At 63.3% G+C, this 21121-nt stretch carries 15 protein-coding genes; 9 read left to right on the forward strand and 6 right to left on the reverse strand.

Annotated features, from left to right (window positions below; all coding sequences use genetic code 11):
- Positions 1-22: 22 nt before the first annotated feature.
- Positions 23-1318, forward strand: coding sequence for an arsenic transporter (locus tag S4A8_RS00245; protein WP_353218560.1), 1296 nt, complete (start codon positions 23-25; stop codon positions 1316-1318).
- A 21-nt stretch (positions 1319-1339) separates the two neighbouring features.
- Here the strand turns inward: S4A8_RS00245 and S4A8_RS00250 are convergent, their stop codons facing one another.
- A complete protein-coding gene (locus S4A8_RS00250; protein WP_353218561.1) occupies positions 1340-2161 on the reverse strand; it encodes a sulfite exporter TauE/SafE family protein in 822 nt (273 codons plus the stop codon).
- A 618-nt stretch (positions 2162-2779) separates the two neighbouring features.
- On the opposite strand from S4A8_RS00250, the gene S4A8_RS00255 reads away from it, so the two are divergent.
- Complete coding sequence (locus S4A8_RS00255) at positions 2780-4018, forward strand: NAD(P)/FAD-dependent oxidoreductase (protein WP_353218562.1); 1239 nt, start codon at positions 2780-2782, stop codon at positions 4016-4018.
- 383 nt (positions 4019-4401) lie between these two features.
- Positions 4402-5298: a sulfotransferase gene (locus tag S4A8_RS00260; protein WP_353218563.1), complete on the forward strand. Its 897-nt coding sequence runs from the start codon at positions 4402-4404 to the stop codon at positions 5296-5298.
- A gap of 175 nt (positions 5299-5473) precedes the next feature.
- On the opposite strand, the gene S4A8_RS00265 is transcribed toward S4A8_RS00260, so the two are convergent.
- The gene (locus tag S4A8_RS00265) at positions 5474-7222 is read right to left on the reverse strand and encodes an acyl-CoA dehydrogenase (protein WP_353218564.1); all 1749 of its coding nucleotides are present in this window, start codon (positions 7220-7222) and stop codon (positions 5474-5476) included.
- Between the two features lie 595 nt (positions 7223-7817).
- Between S4A8_RS00265 and S4A8_RS00270 the strand changes: the two genes are divergently transcribed.
- From S4A8_RS00270 to S4A8_RS00290, 5 genes are all read left to right on the forward strand, one after another.
- The gene (locus S4A8_RS00270; protein WP_353218565.1) at positions 7818-8762 is read left to right on the forward strand and encodes a lysylphosphatidylglycerol synthase transmembrane domain-containing protein; all 945 of its coding nucleotides are present in this window, start codon (positions 7818-7820) and stop codon (positions 8760-8762) included.
- Between the two features lie 40 nt (positions 8763-8802).
- Positions 8803-10263, forward strand: a complete 1461-nt coding sequence (locus S4A8_RS00275; protein WP_353218566.1) for a UbiA family prenyltransferase — start codon at positions 8803-8805, stop codon at positions 10261-10263.
- Between the two features lie 35 nt (positions 10264-10298).
- Positions 10299-11627, forward strand: a complete 1329-nt coding sequence (locus S4A8_RS00280) for an FAD-binding oxidoreductase (protein ID WP_353218567.1) — start codon at positions 10299-10301, stop codon at positions 11625-11627.
- A 280-nt stretch (positions 11628-11907) separates the two neighbouring features.
- A complete protein-coding gene (locus S4A8_RS00285) occupies positions 11908-12645 on the forward strand; it encodes an SDR family oxidoreductase (protein ID WP_353218568.1) in 738 nt (245 codons plus the stop codon).
- A 13-nt stretch (positions 12646-12658) separates the two neighbouring features.
- Entirely contained in the window at positions 12659-14104 is a 1446-nt protein-coding gene (locus S4A8_RS00290) for a hypothetical protein (RefSeq protein WP_353218569.1), read from the forward strand.
- A 23-nt stretch (positions 14105-14127) separates the two neighbouring features.
- On the opposite strand, the gene S4A8_RS00295 is transcribed toward S4A8_RS00290, so the two are convergent.
- The 3 genes from S4A8_RS00295 to S4A8_RS00305 are packed head-to-tail and all read right to left on the reverse strand — an operon-like array spanning position 14128 to position 18832.
- On the reverse strand, positions 14128-15693 hold the full coding sequence (locus S4A8_RS00295) for an FGGY-family carbohydrate kinase (protein WP_353218570.1): 1566 nt from the start codon (positions 15691-15693) through the stop codon (positions 14128-14130).
- Entirely contained in the window at positions 15690-17228 is a 1539-nt protein-coding gene (locus S4A8_RS00300; RefSeq protein ID WP_353218571.1) for a glycerol-3-phosphate dehydrogenase/oxidase, read from the reverse strand. Before S4A8_RS00300 ends, S4A8_RS00295 begins: the two co-directional genes overlap by 4 nt.
- Before the next feature lie 8 nt (positions 17229-17236).
- Positions 17237-18832 carry an FAD-binding oxidoreductase gene (locus S4A8_RS00305; protein ID WP_353218572.1) on the reverse strand — a complete coding sequence of 532 codons (1596 nt, stop codon included), beginning with the start codon at positions 18830-18832 and terminating at the stop codon, positions 17237-17239.
- Between the two features lie 120 nt (positions 18833-18952).
- On the opposite strand from S4A8_RS00305, the gene S4A8_RS00310 reads away from it, so the two are divergent.
- Entirely contained in the window at positions 18953-19963 is a 1011-nt protein-coding gene (locus tag S4A8_RS00310; protein WP_353218573.1) for an AraC family transcriptional regulator, read from the forward strand.
- A 50-nt stretch (positions 19964-20013) separates the two neighbouring features.
- Here S4A8_RS00310 and S4A8_RS00315 read toward each other — a convergent pair whose 3' ends face one another.
- Positions 20014-21111 (reverse strand): hypothetical protein, encoded by a 1098-nt coding sequence (locus S4A8_RS00315; protein WP_353218574.1) that lies wholly within the window; start codon positions 21109-21111, stop codon positions 20014-20016.
- Positions 21112-21121: the final 10 nt, after the last annotated feature.

The raw sequence follows: 21121 nt of genomic DNA on the forward strand, positions 1-21121 counted from the left end.
CTGCCTGCGATCCAGGACTGTCATGACGATTCTTGCCGTTCTTATCTTTATTGCCACGCTCACGCTGGTCATCTGGCAGCCACGCGGTCTGGGCATCGGCTGGAGCGCGTCGGCCGGCGCGCTGGTGGCCCTGGCGACTGGCGTGGTCGATATCGGCGATATCGCCACCGTCTGGGGCATCGTCTGGAATGCCACCTTCACCTTTGTGGCCATCATCCTGATCAGTCTGGTGCTCGACGAAGCCGGCTTCTTTGAATGGGCCGCACTGCATGTCGCCCGGCGCGGCGACGGTCGCGGCCCGCGCCTGCTGGTGCTGGTGATGCTGCTGGGCGCGCTGGTTTCCGCCATTTTTGCCAATGACGGGGCTGCGCTCATCCTCACGCCAATCGTATTCGAAATGCTGCTGGCGCTGGGGTTTTCCGCCGGTGCGACCCTGGCCTTCGTCATGGCGGCCGGTTTCATCGCCGACACGGCAAGCCTGCCGCTGGTGATTTCCAACCTGGTGAATATCGTCTCGGCCGATTTCTTCGACCTGGATTTTGGCAGCTATGCCGCGGTGATGGCGCCGGTCTATATCGTCTCCGTCGCGGCTTCGATCGGGATCGTGTTCTGGTATTTCCGACGTGATATCCCGGCGCGCTTCGACCCCGGCCAATTACGCGAGCCGCGTGAGGCGATCAAGGACGCGACCGTATTCAAAGCCGGCTGGTGGGTACTCGGGCTGCTGCTGGTGGGCCTGTTCGCGGCCGAGCTCATCGGCGTGCCGGTGTGTGCGGTCGCCGCGCTCGGTGCGGCCGTCCTGCTCGGGCTTGCCCAGCGCGGCCCCGTGGTCGACAACATGAAAGTGATCCGCGGCGCCCCCTGGGATATCGTCGTGTTCTCGCTGGGCATGTATCTGGTCATCTACGGGCTGCAGAACGTCGGTCTGACCGCCCATCTGGCGGCTATTCTCGATAGGCTCGGCGGACAGTCACTATGGGTAGCGAGCGTCGGCACCGGCTTTCTCGCCGCTTTCCTGTCGTCGGTGATGAACAATATGCCGACCGTGCTGGTAGTCGCACTTTCAATCGATGCCAGCCATGTATCCGGCCTGGCCCAGCAAGCCATGATCTATGCCAACGTGGTCGGCAGCGACCTCGGGCCCAAGATCACCCCGATCGGCAGCCTGGCCACCCTGCTCTGGCTGCATGTACTCGCGCGCAAGGGGCTGACCATCGGCTGGGGCCAGTATTTTCGGATCGGCATCGTACTGACCGTGCCCGTGCTGTTGATCACGCTCAGCGCGCTGGCCGGCTGGCTGGCGCTGATCGCCGGCTGATCGCCCCGGGTGAACGCCCCCTCAAACAATCGTTTTCAGCAGCATGAATACGGCAATACAGATCATCGCCAACGCAAAGACGAACTGCAGCGCGGGCCCGGCCAGATAGCGCGAGAGACTGCGGCCACCGACCATGCCGATCAAGCCGCCAAGGACGAACAACGCGGTCAATGGCCAGTCGATCACACGTCCGGACACGATAGCCGAGGCAAGCCCCGACAGGCCCACGAGTGTGATCACCAGCAGCGATGTGGATACCGCGCGGTGAATGCCCATGGTGGTGATGAGCATTAACGCCGGCACGATGAGAAAGCCGCCGCCCACGCCGAAAAAACCCGACATCACACCGACCACCAGTCCGACCGCGACCAGCGCCGCACTACAGGGTGCATTCAGGCGCAGCCGGCCGTCGCGGCTGTAGCGACAGACCGTACCGGGGTCGTCATCGGCATCGGCCGCCGGGCGGGCGCGCACGACGCGCGTATCATCGCCCGCACGGCGCGCACTCATGAACATGCGCATGGCCACGACGAACATGACCGCCGCGAACAACGCCACGATCACTGTTTCGCTGACCCGGTCGCCCAGATGGACACCCAGCGGCGCACTTACCATGCCGGCGATCGCAAAGATCAACCCGGCACGCAATTCGATGAGCCCGCGCCAGCCCGCCTCGATCGCCCCGAAGGCAGCCGTGAACGCCACTGCGGCCAACGACACGGCAATCGCCGCGGGCGCGGCCAGACCCAGCCCATAAATGAGCAGCGGTACGGCGAATATCGACCCACCACCGCCGGTCAGCCCCAGCGCCAGGCCGATGAACACACCGAATAACACGCTCACAACAGGCGCTCCAATCGTTTGTTCGTAAAGAGCTTTATAACTTTAGCATCTATCTTTATTCTTTAACGAGATTATAGGCGCGTCTTGCGTATGTATGAAACGAAGCGGGCGGTTCGCAAGCAGGTAGTTTGTCCGCCAATGAACGCGAAGACACGCGAATAAGACGAACGATCGATCGCCCGAAGCCGGGGGCTGATATTCGCGACGCAAGCTGAACGGCGCACATCCTCGAGAACCGCATTGACTATTTCGACGTTCCGGCCCGCAGCGTTTTCACGGTTTGCGCGTTGGATATCGACTACGCACCGGCCGATAACACGCCACACAGCCACGCCGCGATAGCACGCGGATCGACGAGCGCTCGCCGCCGGCTTTTCTGCCGCTACGGCGAATGCGGCGCGGCCGGCGGTTTCGTGGCTCGCGTGACATCGACAGTCTCATAGCGGTGCCAAACGCAGAATTCGAGACCGCAAATTGATCTATATCCATTGCAGGGCCGATTTCCCTGATAACATTCCGGCGCTTTAACGCTATTTTTAATAACTTTTTTGAATTATTAAATAACCAAATCACAGGAATGACCGCCCCGCGTCACCCGCTTACCAGAAGATATCTGCCATGACCGAATCCTCGAATGCCCCGGCCAGCCACCACCGCGTCCTCGTTGCCGGCGGCGGAACTGCCGGCTTGTCCGTAGCCTCGGCGTTGCTGCGGCGGCATCCCGAACTCGATGTCAGCGTTATCGAGCCCAGTACCGATCATTACTACCAGCCGGGCTGGACACTGGTCGGCGGTGGCGATATGCCCCGACAACACACCCGGCGTGCCCAGGCCGACGTCATGCCCGAAGGCGCCGAGTGGATACACGACAAGATCGCGCGTTTCGAACCGGATCAGAATCGGGTGGTGCTGGCCAGCGGCGCACAGCACAGCTACGACGTGCTGGTGGTTGCGCTCGGCCTGCAACTGAACTGGGATGCGATCGACGGGCTTGCGGAAACGCTGGGGCGCAACGGCGTGACCTCGAATTATCATTACGACCACGCGCCCTATACCCATGAACTGGCGATGACACTCGCCGGGGGCCGGGCGCTGTTTACCCAACCGGCCATGCCCATCAAGTGCGCCGGCGCGCCGCAGAAGGCGCTCTACCTGACGGCCGACACGCTGCGCCGCCGCGGCGTGAATGCCACCCTCGAGTTCTACAATCAGGGCGCGAGCATGTTTGGCGTGCCGGTCTATGCACGCGAACTCGACAAGGTCATCGCCGGCTACGGAGCGACGCCTTATTTCGGTCACGACCTGATTGCTGTCGATGGCGAGCGTCGCCAGGCCACCTTCGCGACCGCCGAGGGCGAAGTCACACGGGATTTCGATATGCTCCATGTCGTGCCACCGCAGTCGGCGCCGGACGTCGTACGCAGCAGCCCGCTCGCCGGCGCGGCCGGCTGGGTGAGCGTGGATCGCCATAGCCTGTGCCACAACAGCTACGCCAATGTCTTCGCGCTGGGCGACTGCACCGATACACCCAATGCCAAGACCATGGCTGCGGTGCGCCGCCAGGTACCCACGGTGGTCGACGGTGTGCTGCATAAGCTCGACATGGGCGCCGATGCGCCGCGCTACGACGGCTACGGTGCCTGTCCGCTGACCGTCGAACATGGCCGCGTACTGCTTGCGGAATTTCGCTACGACCAGGAAGTGGTATCGAGCTTTCCGCTGGATCCGCGCCAGCCACGGCGCCTGCACTGGCTGTTCAAGCGTCACGTCTTTCCCATCATGTACTGGCAGATGATGCTGCGCGGCCATGACTGGCGCCGGCCGCATCCGCGTGCGTTATCCGAGCTGACGCAATAAACCACCGCACGAGTTCGCGCGCCGCACTGAGCGGCCGCGAAGTTCAAAAAACGGCGGTCAGGCGCCGCTGTTGTTTCTGATGGCGTTGAAAACAGCGGAGCACGGGCGCTGTTCGGGGAACGATCAAGGGCTGCCGGGGATTCGCCTAATCCATTACGGCGGCCCTGCTCGCCCACCAGGCCAATCGAGCATGCGCCCGTGCGACCGATCCATGCCACGGCGATAACCGGATGATTTTGCAAAACGCGAAGACGATTCGCATTTTTTCAAAAGTCACTTGGCCAATTGCAAAGAATTGCGCCCAAAACCGCCCCAAATGACACCCAGAACATGGCGCGATGTTTGCTCTGGTTGTAACCATACAACACCCAGAGGGCGTACAAATGAACCACCGGCCGGATTTCCTTATCGCAGGCGCTGCCAAGTCGGGCACAACCATTCTGCACGAATGGCTTGGCCTTCAGAACGACGTGTTCTTCCCGGTCGTCAAGGAGCCCCACTACTTCTGCTTCAAGGGCCTGAGTGCCGACTCGATCGGCCACGGTGTGGATGCCCAATACGCGGCACAAATGGCCTTCGACCCGCAGGCATACGAGCGGCTCTACGCCAACGCCGCAGCCGGCCAAGTCACCGGGGAAGCCTCGCCGGGCTATCTCTACTTCCCCGGCGTGGCGCGGGAGATTCATGATTTCAACCCGCAGACCAGGATTATCTGCATGCTGCGAAACCCGGTGGACCGGGCCTTTTCGCAGTTCATGCATCACGTACGCGACGGCTATGAAACGTTCCGAGACTTCGCAGCCGCGTTGGAAGTAGAAAACGAGCGCATCGAAAATGACGTCTGGTGGGGCTATCACTACCGCACGGGCGGCTTTTATGCCGAGCGGTTGAAAGAGTTTTTCGACCTCTTCCCCCGTAGCCAGATCAAAGTCGTTCTGTTCGACGACCTGATCCAGCAGCCGCAGGATGTTCTACAGCAGACGTGTGATTTTATCGGCGCGCGCTGCAACAGCTGGCCGGATCCCGGTAAGCAAACGAATGCGGCATCCGGCATGCAGCGTGTAGCACGATTCGCCTGGCAGGCGCGGCTGTCACATCAACATCGCGGGATGGGCCGCTTGATGAAAAAACTCGGCGTACAACCTACCGGTCGTATCTGCGGCATGGCCCCACCGCAACTGACCAGCCCCCTGCGCCAGCGTCTGCTTGAAGGCTATGAGACCGATATACGGACAACCGCGAAGCTGATCGATCGGGATCTGTCTCACTGGCTGCATTGACCGCGGGGTAGCGAAGTACAACGGCCGGCGCGATAGCCCCCCGCGTCGTGACCGCGGCAGCGGGCGGCAGGGCGTCGACGGGCGTGGCCGCTACCGGCCACGCCCATCGAAACATACGACCGTCACCGCGGATACGGCATGGCCACCGTATTCGCAGGCTGGCGCGGGTAAACCGCTACAGGTGCCGCTGCGCATCCACCGAATCGACAACCGCCGGCCCGGCCTGAATCATCGCGGCATACCCGCGTGCCTTGGGCAGGATCTGGTGCACATAGAAACGGGCACAGGCCTGACGGGCTTCGTAGAAATCGGACTCGTCGGTGCCGTTGTCCAGTGCGTTTTTCGCCACGTCCGCGATACGCGCGGCATACCAGCCACCGAACACGGTCCCGCAGAGCATGAGGTAGTTGAAGGCATTGGCCATGGCCGCATCGCGACCGGCTTCCAGCAGCGTATCGGTGGCGGTTTCGAGCAGCTCCAGCGCATCGGACAGTGCCGGGTGTTCGTTCGCACCCTCGGCGCTGCCATCGGCAGTGGCCCGAATATCGGCGATGAGTGCGCGCATGCCGCGACCTTCGTCGCGAATGAGCTTGCGCCCGACCAGGTCGATGGCCTGAATGCCGTTGGTGCCTTCATAGATGGGCGCGATACGCGCATCGCGCAGATACTGCGCCGCGCCGGTTTCTTCCACGAAGCCCATGCCGCCATGCACCTGAATACCGGTATTGGCGATATCCACACCCAGTTCCGTGCCCCAGGCCTTGACCACCGGGATCATGACATCGGCACGGGCCTGGGCGGCGGCGCGTTCTTCTTCGTTATCGCTGCGTTCGGCGATATCCAGGGCACTGGCCGAATCCAGACACATGGCACGCAGTACATCGGTCTGCGCGCGCATGGATAGCAGCATGCGTTTGACGTCGGCATGTTCGACGATGGCGCGCCCGCCCTGCTGGCGATCGCGGGCATATTCGAGCGCGCGCTGATAGGCGCGATCGGCGATGCCCAGGCCCTGTACACCCATGGCATGACGGGCCGCGTTCATCATCGTGAACATATGCGCCAGGCCCTTGTTTTCCTCGCCCACGAGATAGCCGAGCGCGCCCTTGCCATCCTCGCCAAAGCTCATGGTGCAGGTCGGGCAGGCATGAATGCCGAGTTTGTGCTCGACCGAGGCACAGCGCATGTCGTTGCGCTCACCGGGCTGGCCGTTTTCATCGAGAATGAATTTGGGCACCAGAAACAGTGAGATGCCTTTCACACCGGCGGGCGCATCCGGCAGGCGCGCGAGCACGAAATGGATGATGTTATCCGCCATGTCGTGCTCGCCCCAGGTGATATATATCTTCTGGCCGAACAGACGATAGGCGTCGCCATCGGGTTGCGCCTTGGTACGCACCTGGGCGAGATCGGAACCGGCCTGGGGCTCGGTCAGATCCATGCAGCCCGTCCATTCGCCGGTCACGAGCTTGTCGAGATAGGTCTGCTTGAGTTCGTCGTTGCCGTGGTTTTCCAGGGCTTCGACGGCACTGGCCGTCAGCAGCGGGCACAGCGCGAACGACATGTTGGCCGCGTTCCACATTTCCATGGCCGCCGCACCCAGCACCCGTGGCATGCCCATGCCGCCATGATCGGCCGAGCCGGTCAGGCCATTCCAGCCGCCTTCGACATACTGGCTATAGGCCGCACCAAAGCCCTCGGCCGCGACGATGCCGTCTTCGCTCCAGTGCACACCTTCCCGGTCGCCCGACCAGTTGAGCGGCGAGAGGACATCCGAGGCAAAGCGCGCGGCCTCGTCGAGTACGGCAGAGACGGTTTCCGGCTCGTAATCGTCGTAACCGGGTAGATCACGGATACGTTGGTCGTCGAGCACTTCGTTGAGTACGAAGAGCATATCGCGGGTGGGCGCACGGTATTCGGCCATGTTGGATCTCGCGGTTGAAACGAAAAGGTACGACGCGCAAGCCGTCGACCCGGAGGGGCATTCTAGGGAAGCTCTGCACAACCTGTCACGGTCGCGCCGGCGTGCTTTGCGCGTGATTGACAAGGAAGTGAGAGCGTAGCGTGCTCGTTGCACGGTAGCGAACACTGACGCCGATCAAGCGCGCACAAAGCCCCGGCCCGCAAGGGGTTCGGCCTCACAGACGCCGCGGCTGCGTTGCCAAGCTTGACCTGCCAATAAGGCAGGCGCTGCGCTTGGGCGCCTTGCCGCACCGTCTGTGAGGACTCGAACGCGATCCGCGAGAGGTTCTGCAGAGCTTCCCTAAGGGGAAAGCGCCATTACGGGCAGCCTGTCGGGTGTTTTGTATCGGCGCGATCTTGTGCACGACTTGATGCCGGCTGGTCGGTTTGCGCTAAGCTATACGTATTCGAACGTCTGGTTCGAGGCACGAACGGGGATGAAGACAACGCGCGCGTGGAGCGCGTGTTCGGCTGTGCGGGAACACATCTCGCTCGGCCTGTCGCTACCAGTATCCTTGCCCGCCGGTTGATCGGCGGTGTTGCCATGAGGCCGTGCCTTGCCCCGTAAAAGAACCATCATTTTCTCGCTTGGCCTTGCGTTGCTGCTCTACGTCACCCTGGTGGCGGGCATCGACGCCCAACGCACGTTCGCGGCCATGCGCCAGCTCGCGCTGCACTGGTGGCTGGCGATTCTGGCGCTGTCGCTGTTCAACTATGCGCTGCGTTTCGGGCGCTGGCACGGCTATCTGTACTGGCTGGGCGATCGCGTGGGACTGCTGCGCGACGGCGTGATCTATATCGCCGGCTTTGCGCTGACCACCACACCCGGCAAGGCCGGCGAAGGCATGCGATCGCTTTATCTGGCCCGCCACGGCGTGCCCTATGCCCATAGCCTGGCGGCCTTCTTTGCCGAACGCTTCATCGACCTGCTTGCGATCGCATTGCTGGCCACGCTCGTGCTGATCGCGTTTTCCAACTATATCTGGTGGGTGATCGTGCCGCTGGCCGTGCTCGCGGGTCTGCTGGTCGCCATTCGCCAGCGCCGTTTGCTCGTTTATATGCAGCAGCGCAGCGCCAACCCGCAGAGCAAACTCCAGAATGTGATCCACGGCGCGGTTTCGGCGTGGGATCAGGCATTTGCCCTGCTGGGACGCAAACCACTCTATGCCGGACTCGCGGTCGGCCTGGTCGCCTGGGCGGCCGAAGGCGTATCGCTATATGTCATCGCCCACGGCCTGGATATCGAGCTGGCGTTTTTCACTGCCATCGGCATCTATGCCGTGAGCATGCTCGTGGGCGCGCTGTCGTTCATTCCCGGCGGGCTGGGCAGTACCGAAGCCGTGATGGTGCTGCTGCTCAAGCTCTCGGGCGTGGATGCGACCACCGCCCTTGCCATCACCCTGATCGCCCGCGTGGCCACGCTGTGGTTTGCGGTCGTGCTCGGGCTGCTCAGTCTCGCCGCGATCGAACTCGACCGCCGGCGCGCGGTCTTGCCTGGCTAGCTGACGTGCAAAGCGCTCCACTTTACATAGGTTCTTGCGAATGAGTTCCCAGGCTTTTTCCGAATCATCCACCGACATTCCGATTGCCGATATTCCGCTGGTCGTCGATATCGACGGCACGCTGGTGCATTCCGACCTGCTGGTGGAATCGGCATTCGTGCTGGCCAAAAGCTCGCCGCAGAGTCTGGTGAAGCTGCCCGGGTGGCTGCGCGCCGGGCGCGCCACACTGAAGGCCAGAATTGCCGACCGCGCCGACCTGGGCATCGAACACCTGCCCTATAACCAGGCGTTGATCGACTATCTGAAAGAAGAAAAAGCCAAGGGCCGGCAACTGATTCTGGCGACGGCCGCCAACGAGAAATACGCCCATCAGGTCGCCGAACACCTGCAGCTTTTCGACGTGGTGCTCGCCAGCGACGCCCATACCAACCTCTCCGGGGCCGACAAACTGGCCGCGATCCGTAACGAAGTCGGCGATGTGCCCTTCGACTATGCCGGCGATCACGACGTCGACCACGCGATCTGGAAGCATGCGCGCAAGGCGGTGCTGGTCAATGCCAGCGACAAGCTCGAGCGCAGCGCGAACGCAACCTACGACGTCGGCGCGAGCTTTCCGCCGGAAAAGACCACCTGGCGGACCTGGACCAAGGCCCTGCGCGTGCACCAGTGGGCCAAGAACGTGTTGATTTTCGTGCCACTGCTGGCCGCGCATCAGTATGCGGATTTCGGCATGATCAGCATGGCCGTGCTGGCCTTCATCGCCTACAGCCTGCTCGCCTCGAGCGTGTATATCCTCAACGATCTGGTCGATCTCGGCGACGATCGCCAGCACCCGCGCAAGCGCGAGCGCCCGTTCGCCTCGGGGCGTATCCCCATCGCCCAGGGCGTGATGGCCATTCCTGTGCTGCTGGGCGCGGCCATCATGATCGCTGCATTCCTGCCGCCCTTCTTCTGGCTGGTACTGGCCTGTTATTACCTGGTCACACTCGCCTACTCGCTGGGCCTGAAACAGCTCGCGCTGATCGACGTGCTCACGCTCGCCGCGCTGTATACGCTGCGCATCATTGCCGGCGGCGCGGCCACCGGCATTCCGTTGTCGTTCTGGCTGCTGGCGCTGTCGATGTCGATCTTTTTGAGCCTGGCCATGGCCAAGCGCTGCACCGAGCTGCTGGTCATGGAAAAACACAGCGGTGATGCGCCGCTCGGGCGCGGTTATATTGCCGACGACCTGGCCCCGCTGCGCAGTCTGGGCACGGCGGCCGGCTATACCGCGGTGGTGATTCTGGCGCTGTATATCAACAGCCCGGATATCACCAACCACTACGAACATCCGGCCCGTATCTGGCTGCTGTGTCCAGTCGTGCTGTACTGGATCAGCCGGATCTGGCTCAAGACACTACGCGGGCAGATGCATGACGATCCGATCGTGTTCGCTGCCAAGGACAACGGCAGCCGTGTATGCGTGCTGCTCGGGGCGCTGATCATGTTCTCGGCGATCTGATCGATGGGTGCCGCGGTAATCGATAGGCTACGGCCATGAGCGCATCGAGCCATCCATCCTGGGGCCGCTATCCGGCCAGCCACCCGGCCCGCGTTCAGCGCCCGGGCGCGCGGCCGAGCGTATTGCCCGCCTCGGATACGCCGCTACTGGCCTATGGCAATGGCCGCAGCTACGGCGACAGCTGTCTGAACAACGACGGCACGCTGCTGGATATGGGCAACCTCGACCGGTTCATCGCCTTCGATCCGGCCACGGGCGTCATCGAATGCGAGGCGGGCGTACTGCTGGCCGATATTCTCGAACTCGTGGTCCCGCAGGGCTGGTTTCTACCGGTCACACCGGGCACCCAGTTCGTATCGGTAGGGGGCGCGATCGCCAACGATGTCCACGGCAAGAATCATCACATGGCCGGCACCTTCGGCTGTCATGTACGCGAACTGGAGCTGCTGCGCTCGGACGGCAGCACGCTCGTATGCACGCCGGACAACAATCCCGAGTGGTTCGCGGCCACCGTGGGCGGGCTGGGTCTGACCGGCCTGCTCACCCGTGCCACGATCGCGCTCAAGCGTATCGAAGGCCCTTACATGGACGTGGACACGCTGCGCTTTGCCAACCTGGATGAGTTCTTCCACCTGTCCGCAGCCTCGGATCGCGACTACGAATATACGGTCGCGTGGGTGGACTGCAGCGCGCGCGGTGCGAATCTCGGCCGCGGCTGGTTCATGCGGGCCAACCACAAGCCGGCGCTTGGCCAGCAGCCGGACCCGCGCAAGCGCGGCGGGCCGACGTTTCCTTTCGTCACCCCGGTGTCGATGATCAACCCGTTCACCCTGCGCCCGCTCAACACGCTCTATTTCCGGCGCAAGTTCAAGGCGCGCAGCCGCGACACCCAGCACTATCAGCCCTATTTCTATCCGCTGGACGGTATCAAGCACTGGAACCGTGCCTACGGGCCGAACGGTTTCCTGCAGTATCAGTGCGTGGTGCCGCATGCCAATGCGCGCGATGCCGTTGCGGAGCTGCTGGAACGCATCGCCGCCGCAGGCGCGGGGTCGTTCCTGTCGGTGCTCAAGGTATTCGGCGATGTGCCATCGCCCGGGCTGATGTCGTTTCCGCGCCCGGGCGTGACACTGGCGCTGGATTTTCCCAACCGCGGGCGCGAGACGTTCGCGCTGCTCGACGCGCTCGACGACATCGTGCGCGCAGCGGGCGGTGCGGTGTATCCGGCCAAGGATGCGCGCATGAGCGCAGCCGCGTTCGACGAGTATTTCCCCAATCTGGAACGTTTCAAGACCTTTGTGGACCCGGCGTTTTCCTCGAATTTCTGGCGACGCGTAACGGATCAGCACAATCATGGAAAATGAAAAGTCCGCAAATGAACGCCAATGAGCGCAAATACGTACCTTTTACTTACTCATCGACGCCCATCCGCGGCATCTGCGGATCATCGTCTTTTTATGTAGAAATCTCAGTTGATGGCTTGATTGCGCCTGTGGCTAAAAGCCTGCGGCTGTAAAGCATTTTCTTTTGCCTTATTTGCGCGTATTCGCGTTTATTTGCGGACAAAACGCTTCCTTGGACTCAGCCAGCTGAGTGTCTCACCCAATGCACGAACATCTTCGTCTTAAAAGTCGAGCGAGTGATATGCGAAAAATTCTGATCGTCGGCGCGACCTCGACCATCGCCGAACAGACCGCCCGTCGTTTCGCCGCCAGCGGCGATGCGCTGTTTCTGACCGGGCGCAATGAAGCCCGGCTGAAAGCCATCGCCGACGACCTGAAAGTGCGCGGCGCATCCAACGTCGCCACACAGGTCATGGATGCCGACGATCTGTCTGCCCACGCGCCGATGATCGATGCCGCCGAGGCCGCCCTCGGCGGCCTGGATACGGTGCTGGTGGCCTATGGCACCCTGCCCGACCAGCAGGCCTGCGCGGCCGATCCGGCCGCAGCCGTGGCCGCGTGGCATACCAATGCCGTCAGCGTGATTGCCCTACTCACCGATATCGCCAACCGCTTCGAACGCCAGGGCCACGGCACGATCGCCGCGATTTCGTCGGTGGCCGGCGATCGCGGCCGCGCGAGCAACTATGTCTACGGCAGCGCCAAGGCCGGTCTGAATGCGTTCATGGACGGCCTGCGTCATCGCCTGTTCAAGGCCGGCGTGCAGGTGGTGACCATTCGCCCCGGCATGGTCGACACGCCCATGACCGCCGACTTCGACAAGGGCCCGCTGTTCGCCAGCCCCGAGAAAGTAGGCAGCGATATTCACAAGGCCATCGAGAAAGGCACGGCGGTGTGCTACACACCCGGCTTCTGGCGTTTGATCATGACCATCATCACCGCGCTGCCGCGGGCGATCTTTCATCGCACCGGGCTTTAGGGATCAACGGTCCATGAAGAAAGACGCGTTTCATTATCCGTCGGACCATCCGGCACTCTGGCTGATCGGTATTTATGTGATATCGCGGCTGTGTTTCTTCGCCGCGGGCGTACGGTTCGACCTGGAGCCGATCGCGACCTCCTGGCAGCTACTCGATCCGATACTGCTGCGCGAAAACCTGGCCGAAAGCCTGTTCTATATGCCGGGCCAGCCGCCGCTGTACAACCTCGTCATCGGCCTCGTGCTCAAACTCGGCGACGATCCGCTCACGTTGACCATTGCGTTTCGTGCGCTCTACAGCGCGCTGGCCATTGCCAGCGTGCTACTGCTGTATTCGTTGGTGCGCAAGCTCACGGACAACGCGAAGCTGGCCTTCGGCGTAGCGACGCTGTTCATGCTCACCCCCGCGCTCGTACTCTACGAGGCGATTCCCTATTACACGCTGATGATTCTGGCGCTGCTGGGCGCCATCGCCTGGCTGTTTCATCTGTGCATGGAACGCTTCACCTTCGTGCGCGCGCTGGCACTGTTTTTCGCCATGGCCGCGTTGATCTATACGCGCTCCATGTTCCAGTGGCAGTGGTTCGTGGTGCTGGCCTTGTTCTGTGCGCTGGTGCTGCCAGGCTATCGCAAGGCCGTGTTCGCAGCAGCGCTCGTGCCGCTTGTGCTGGTGTTCGCCCTGTACGGCAAGAATCTGATGGTCACCGGCCATTTCGCCACCTCCGACTGGATGGGCATGAGTCTGTCCAAGCTCACGACCCTGGCCATCGACAAACCCGAGCGCGAGCGCATGGTCGCCGCCGGTACGCTCACTGACATGGCGCTAATGGATTTCCCCTTCAACACGCCCGAGGCGTATGCCGACATCTTCGACAAGGTCGAACCCACCGGCATCACCGTGCTCGATCAGAAGCGCAAGTCCACCGGACACGTGAACTACAACCATCTGGCCTATGCGGATGTGTCGGAACAGGCGCTGGCCGATGCCATCACTGCGGTGCGCATCCATCCCGAGGTCTATCTGCAATCGATGGGCACGGCGTGGCTGATGTTCATGCGCCCCTCCAGCGATTATCCGTTCCTGCAGGACAACCGGGCAGCGATCGAGCCCTACAGCCGCGCGTTTTCGCTGTTGCTGGCCGGCCAGCCGGCCTATCCCACCGAACCGAAATTTGATCTCGAAGACGGCCAGATCGGTATTCTGATTACGATCGGCTATGCGCTGGCCGTGCTCTACGGTCTGTTCGTGCTCGTTCGCTGTGCGATCAGGCGCCGGGTGAGCGCAGTCGATGCCACGCTGATCTTTCTGTGTCTCAACATCATGTACGTCAGCGTGATCGGCAACGCCTTCGAAGTGGACGAAAACCAGCGCTTTCGTTTTGCGGTGAACCCGTTTATCGCGGCCACACTGGCGGTGCTGGCCAGCCGGATCGTTGCCACGCTGCGCAGGCGCAGCTGACCCGCCCCAGCGCTTGCGGGCTTTCAATCCGCCTGCGTACCGAAAGTCGTTCGAATCCGACAGAAAACCGGTTTCAAACGCATGTACAGCCCGCGAAAGACATCACGATAGATCGTGTCGTAGGCCGCGATCGCGAGCGGATTGGGCACGAAATGCGCGCCCGCATGCACCATCGCCTGGACCGCGGCCGCATGGTCGGTATACCAGCCCAGGCCCACGGCCGTATTGATCGCCGCACCCAGCCCACTGGTTTCATGCGTATGCGCACGCTCGGCCGGCAGGCCGAATACATCGGCCAGAATCTGCATCGCCTGATCGGACTGGGAGCCACCGCCGGACACACGCAGGCAGGTGATCGGACTGTGGGTACGTTTTTCGATACGCTCGCGGCCTTCGCGCAGGGCGAATGCCAGGCCTTCGAGGATGGCGCGATAGACATGGGCCCGGGTGTGGGTATCGGTAAAGCCGATAATCGCGCCCCGTGCTTCCGGGCCGGGTATGCGCACGCCGGGCGACCAGGTCGGCAATACCACCAGGCCGTCGCTGCCGGGGCCGATCGGCGCGATGCGCTCGTCGAGCAGGGCCTCGGCGGCGCGCTGTTCGCGCGCGGCGGCATCCACGGTGTCCAGCGCGAATTCCTGCTTGAACCACGACACCAGCCAGAAACCGCGATAGATCTGGATCTCGTCGGTGAAATAGCCCGGCACTGCTGCCGGGTAGGCCGGCACGAAGCGTGTGACCTCCCGATAGACAGAGCGGCAGGTATTGATCGTGGCCGTGGTGCCCAGCGATACGCAGGCTGTCTGCGCATCGATTGCGCCACAGCCGAGCACCTCGCAGGCCTTGTCGGCACCAGCGCTGAATACGCCCAGCCCCGGCGCCAGGCCCAACGCACGTGCCGCTCCGTCGGTGAGCATGCCCAGCGGTTCGCCCGGCTCGACCAGTTCCGGCAATTGATCGCGTGCGATCGCCACCGCCCGCCATTTCCAGTCGAAGCGCGATGCCCAACGCCGGCGTTTGTAGTCGAACGGCAGATAGCCGACCTGGGCACTCACGCTGTCGCGCCAGAGGCCAGTCAGTCGGTGCACCAGATAACCTGATAGCAGCACGGCGCGGCGGGTTCGTCGATGCGCCTCGGGCGTGTGGGCGGCGCGCCAGTTCGCGGGGGCAGCACGCTGAAAACGATCGATGGTGCGGGTCAGCCCCAGCACGGCAAACAAGGTTCGCCACAGCCGCGGCAGGGCCGGCACTTGCGTCGCGCGTCGCTGGTCGAGCCAGGAAATCGCCGGACCGATGGGCTGGTCATCGGCATCCAGAAATACGCTGGTCGCACGTTGTGCGGTCAACGCCATGCCGGCAATGCGCGCGCCTATGTCGGGATGTTCGCGGTGCAGGGCCTTGCACGTCGCCACGATCGCATCCCAGAACACCGACGCCTGTTGTTCGGCATAGCCCGGCTCGGGGGCATGATACGGGGGCTCGATGGGACTCTGTATGCGGGCATGCAGTGTGCCGTGGCGATCGAATACCAGCGCGCGCACGCTCTGGGTGCCGACATCGATCGCCAGCAGCCGGTCGCGCGTGCTCATGCTGGCGCGTGCACCTGCTGCCAGTGCGCAAGATAGCGCTCGACTTCCGTATTCCAGCGCGTTGCGTCCCAGCCGAGCGTGTCGCGCACCAGCGATTCCAGAGCCGGCAGTTCGGCCAGCCCGCCCTCCGCGAGCAACAGCCCGGCCCGGGTGCGACGCAGCAACAGGTCATCGAGATGAACCACCGCTTCGTGCGCCAGCGCATAGCGCAGTTCGCGCCAGCGGTAGTCGGTCGCCCCCAGGCGCGTGTCGTCGTCGGGCCGAGAGGCCATCTGCGCAAATTCCGGCCCGTGCCGCACCGCGCCACGAGCGTGTTCGCCACCCTGCACGCCGTGAATGATGGGTGCCTTTTCATTACGCACGAAGCGCCGGCCGAGTGCGACGCCTACCTGTTCGAGCACATCGTTGGCGGTTACGCGAAAAGTGGTGAGTTTGCCGCCGGTGACGGTGATCAACCCTTTCTCGCGCTCGATCGCCGATTCGCGCGATTCCTCGGACGCCGAGGCGCCCGGCGCGCCGCGCACGATCGGGCGCACACCCGCGAAGCCGGAGAGCGCATCGGCTGCCTTTATATCGCGGCCGGGAAAATAATGGCGTGCCGCTTCGATCAGATAATCGGACTCGGCCGCGCTCATGCGCGGCGCCTCGTCCATCGACTGGTCGTGATCGAGATCGGTGGTACCGAACACGGTCGCCCCCTGCCAGGGAATGGCGAACAACGGCCGCCGATCGGTGGGGTGAAACAGCGTGATCGCGCGTGCCACCGGCAGCACATGAAACGGGAAGACAAAATGCGAACCGCGCAGCGGCCGCAGCTGGGCCGGGCCATCGACCTGGGCACGCAGGCGATCGCTCCAGGGCCCGGTCGCATTGACTACCACGCCGGCACGAATATCGAAGCCGTGCCCGGTTTCGCGATCACTAACCCGCGCGCCGACCACGGTATCGGCCTCGAACAGCAATTCGTCGGCGCGCACATAGTTGGCCGCCAGCGCGCCATGCGCGCGTGCTTCGATGAGCACGCGCAGGGTCAGGCGTACGTCGTCGGTGAGCGCGTCCCGATACACGAAGCCGCCCTTGAGGCCGTCGCTGTTCAGATACGGCATATGGCCACAGAACGCAGCCGGCTTCATGTAGTGCGAATAGCGCTTGTGCGCCATCAGATCGTAGACGCCCAGCGCGGCATACAGCGCCCAGCGGCCCGGCTTGTCATGCGCATAGACTGGCAGCATGAAATCCAGCGGCGACACGAGCCCCGGCAGATCGTGCATCAGGCGCTGGCGTTCCTGCACCGATTCACGGGTGAGCCGCCAGTCGCCGCTGGCCAGATAGCGCAGCCCGCCGTGCACGAGCTTGGACGACCAGCTCGACGTGCCGGACGCAAAGTCGTTCTGCTCGATCAGCGCCACGCGCAGGCCGGCCCTAGCGGCTTCCAGCGCCACCCCGGCGCCGGTGATACCGCCGCCGATCACGAGTACATCGAATGACTGCTCGGCGGCGGTTTCGAAATCCGATCGCCAGTGCTGGCTCCACATAGGCCTGCCTACCTCGAAACGAGTTTGTGCGGGTTCATCATGCCCTGTGGGTCGAGCTCGGCGAGCGCAGCGCGGATCAGGCCCAGGCCAGCCTCGCCCTTCTCGGCGCCCAGATACCGCGCGTGGTCGAATCCCACACCATGCTGATGGCTGATGGTGCCGCCACAGGCGACGATCGCCTCGCTCACAGCTTGCTTGAGTGCGCGCCAGCGCGCCATGTCGGTCGCGTAATCGCGCCCACGCCGCCAGACCACGGTCATGTAGATACTGCAGCCCGCCCCATAGACATGCGACAGATGGGCGAAGGCGAGCGCGCGCTCATCGAAACCCTGCAGCGCCAGATGGGCCGCCTGCTGCATCGCGGTCATGGTCGCAGTCGCCTGCGACCAGGGCACGGCTGTTTCCATGGTGTCGACCGCAAAACCGGCATCCCACAGCCCATTACGCAGATAGGCCCCGGCAAATCGGTTTTTCGCCCAGACGCGGCCCATGGCCGTGCCCACGTGCACCCCACCCGCATCCCGGGCCAGGGCCAGCGCATCCGCGCGTAGGCGGCGCGTGTCGCGCCGGCTGCCGGTGATGCCAATCATCATCACGGCCGGACGATCGCCGATACGACGCACGTTCAAATAACGGCGCAGCCAGGCGATGGCCGATTCGTGGCCCGCAATACGCAGCTGGGTATCGGTTTCCTCTTCGTTGGATACGCGCAGCATCGATACGGGCAACCCGGCCTGCGTCATCGCGCGGGCTGCCGCGAACGCGGCCTGCCAGTCGGCAAAGAACACGGCATGAAAGGATTCGCGCTCGGCGATCGGGGTGATATGCACTGTCGCCTCGGTCACGATACCCAGCCGGCCTTCGCTACCGAGCACCAGTTCGCGAAGATCCGGCCCGGCCGATGAAGCCACCTGGCCGCCGACCTCGAAATCCGTATTCGGGCAGGCCAGGCGTGCGCCGTGCAACAAACGCTCGATACGCCCGTAACGACGCGACTGCTGGCCGGCCGAACGGGTGACGACCCACCCGCCGAGCGTGGAATAGTCGAACGACTGCGGATAGTGGCCGAGCACGAAACCCTGCGCACGCAACTGGGCTTCGACCACCGGCCCGGCAGCACCCGCGCCAATACGCGCAATACGATCGTGCACATCGAGATCTAGCAGACGTGCACAAGCACTCATATCCACGCTGACTACCGGCCGGCCGTCGTCGACCACCTTCAAATGGCCGACCACGCTGGTGCCACCGCCATAAGGAATGACCACGGCCCCGGCCCTGCGCGCGGCATCCAGCGCTGCCCGGGTCTGTTCATGGGTTGCAGGCGACGCCACCGCATCCGGAAAGGGGCCGACATGTCCATGCCGAAGCGCAGCCCAATCGGCAAAACTCTGGCCATGCGCATGGCGTAGCCGGGCCTCGGCGGACCGATCGAACCCCGGCAACGCATCGACGCGCGACTCGGGCACCTGGGCACAGGCGTTCGCCAGACTTTCATCGGGCAGCGCATCGCCCCGGCCCAGCCGCGACTCCAGAAACGCGCGCGCCGTGGCCGGCAGCTTCCTGTCGATCGTATCGTCGCCCCAGCCGTTCCATCGCCGCATGCGCTTGGTATTCCTATGCTGTTGATAGGACGAAATTAGCGAATCTTGGAGTCAAAAAAATTGACCCCAGACGCCATCCTGGTTGAATAATAGGCTTTGCGTATAGCCCCTAGTTCGCCGATGCACGCCACCGTCGCGGTTTCACTGGTCAGCGCTCTGCTCGATCATTTGGAAAACGCGGGGCTCGAACGGGCCGCGTTGCTGCATGCCTGCGGCCTGGAGCCGGCCGCGCTGGTGCTGCCCCAGCGTTGTATCGATGCCGCGTATTACGAACAGCTGTTATGGGCAGGCATCGCCCGGCTGCATAATCCATTGATCGGACTGGAATTCGGTATGGACGCCCAGCCAGGCCGCTGGGGGCGGCTGGGATTTTTGTTGCGTCATTGCGCAACCCTGGGCGAAGCATTGGCCTATCAGGCGCGTTTTGCGCATCTGGTCAATGCCATCGGCGAGGGGCGCTTCGTCGAACGCACAGACGACGTGGCGATCGAATGGCACGGCCCGCGCCCGGTCATGCCCGCCGTGCTCGAAGAAGCGTTTGCGGCCTGGCTCAATTTCGCACGCTGGGCAAGCGGGCACGACGCCTCGCCCCTGCGGGTCGAATTCGAACATCGCGCCCAGGGCGATCCGGCGATTTATCGCCACTTCTTCGGCTGCGACGTGCACTTTGGCTGTAGCGCTTCACGTATCTGTTTCGATGCCGCGCTGCTGGCATTGCCCCTGCGCGGCGCCGATGCCCAGCTGACCGCTTATATGAGCGCCGAAATCGACCAGAGCGCGCGCCGGGTCGCATCGCAGGACATCGTCGACCAACTACAGAACTGGCTACTGGCCAGCCTCGGCATGCCCGCCCCTACCCTGGCCGATGCCGCCGCAGCCCTGCAGATCAACGAACGTACGCTCCAGCAAAGGCTCAACAGCCGCGACACCAGCTTTCGCAAAAGCCTCGACGCGGCCCGCCATACGCTGGCCCTGCGCTATCTCGGCGATGCCGGACTGTCGGTCGGCGATATCAGCCACCGGCTCGGTTTTTCCGAACAAAGCGCGTTTCAACGTGCCTTCAAACGCTGGACCGCGACCACGCCGCTGGCCTGGCGGCGACAGCGCTATCGTCATTCAGATCCTGCTTAGCGCGACCCGCGACGGCTCGCCTAACCCGTGAAAACCGTCTAGATACGCAATTAATCGCCCCATAACGGCAACAGATGGACGCTGCCCAGCGGCCCGGCAAGCGCCATCCCCAGCAACGCGAGCCCGGTATGACGCGCGCTCAGCGGCCGGGATTGGCCGAACCCGCCATCGAGCAGACGTGTGGTCACGACCGTCAGGCTCAGAATGGCGATCAGTCCCATCCAGCGCGCATAGTCGATACCGAAACAGAACAGGGGCAACACGGCCAGCGGCGACAGGATGAACGGGTCGGCGCTGCGCCCGTTGGTACGGGCAAAGCCGATCACCACGGCTACGGCGGCTAACACCAGGGCGGCCATCACCAGCAGCTCGGCCGCGCCGAACAGGCCCTGGTCGAGTCGAGCGAGCACATAGTGCGGATTGTCGAGCCCGCTACGTAGCCAGACATTGAGGGCGTTGTGGTTCGGATCGGCCAGGCGCGTACCCAGGGTGTCGATCAGCGCTGCGCGGCCGGGTTCATAGCGCCCGGCCAGCGCAATCGTGACAAGCGTTGCAAGCCCCGCGGCGACCGGCCATGCCAATCGGACCACGGCCGTGGCTAACGAGACGGGCCGATAACGCACCCAGGCATAGGCCAGGACCGGTATCAGACCATAAAACAGATAGGCCTCGTGGATGAGCAGGCCGGCCACGCTCACGACCGTGAGCCAGACGATGCGGTTTCGATAGACCAGATACAGACTCAGCGCGAGCAACAACAGATTGAGCTGATCGAGGCGGGCGAAATCGTAGCCGAGGTTCATGAACGTCCACGGCGCGGCGATCCACAAAACGGCCAGCAGGCGGAACTGGTCACGATCCATACGTCTGCGCAGCACGTACAGCAGCCGGGTCACGAGCCCGGCCAGCACGGCGATGACCACCCAGCCGAAAACCACGATCGCGGGCGTGCGCGCGGCCTCGGGTACGCCGTGAAAGAGCGTGCCCACGAGCGCGCGTCGGACAAAGCCGTGCTCGAGATAGTTGATCTCGAAATGCAGGGCATTGAAGCTGCTGAAACCCGGGGCCGAGGGCGACAGCACAAACTGCACACCAAAGCCCACCGCGGCGAACAGGAGCATTGCACCCGGCATCAACGCACCGGCCAAGCGCGATCGC

Source organism: Salinisphaera sp. S4-8 (assembly GCF_040361235.1).
Lineage (GTDB): Bacteria > Pseudomonadota > Gammaproteobacteria > Nevskiales > Salinisphaeraceae > Salinisphaera.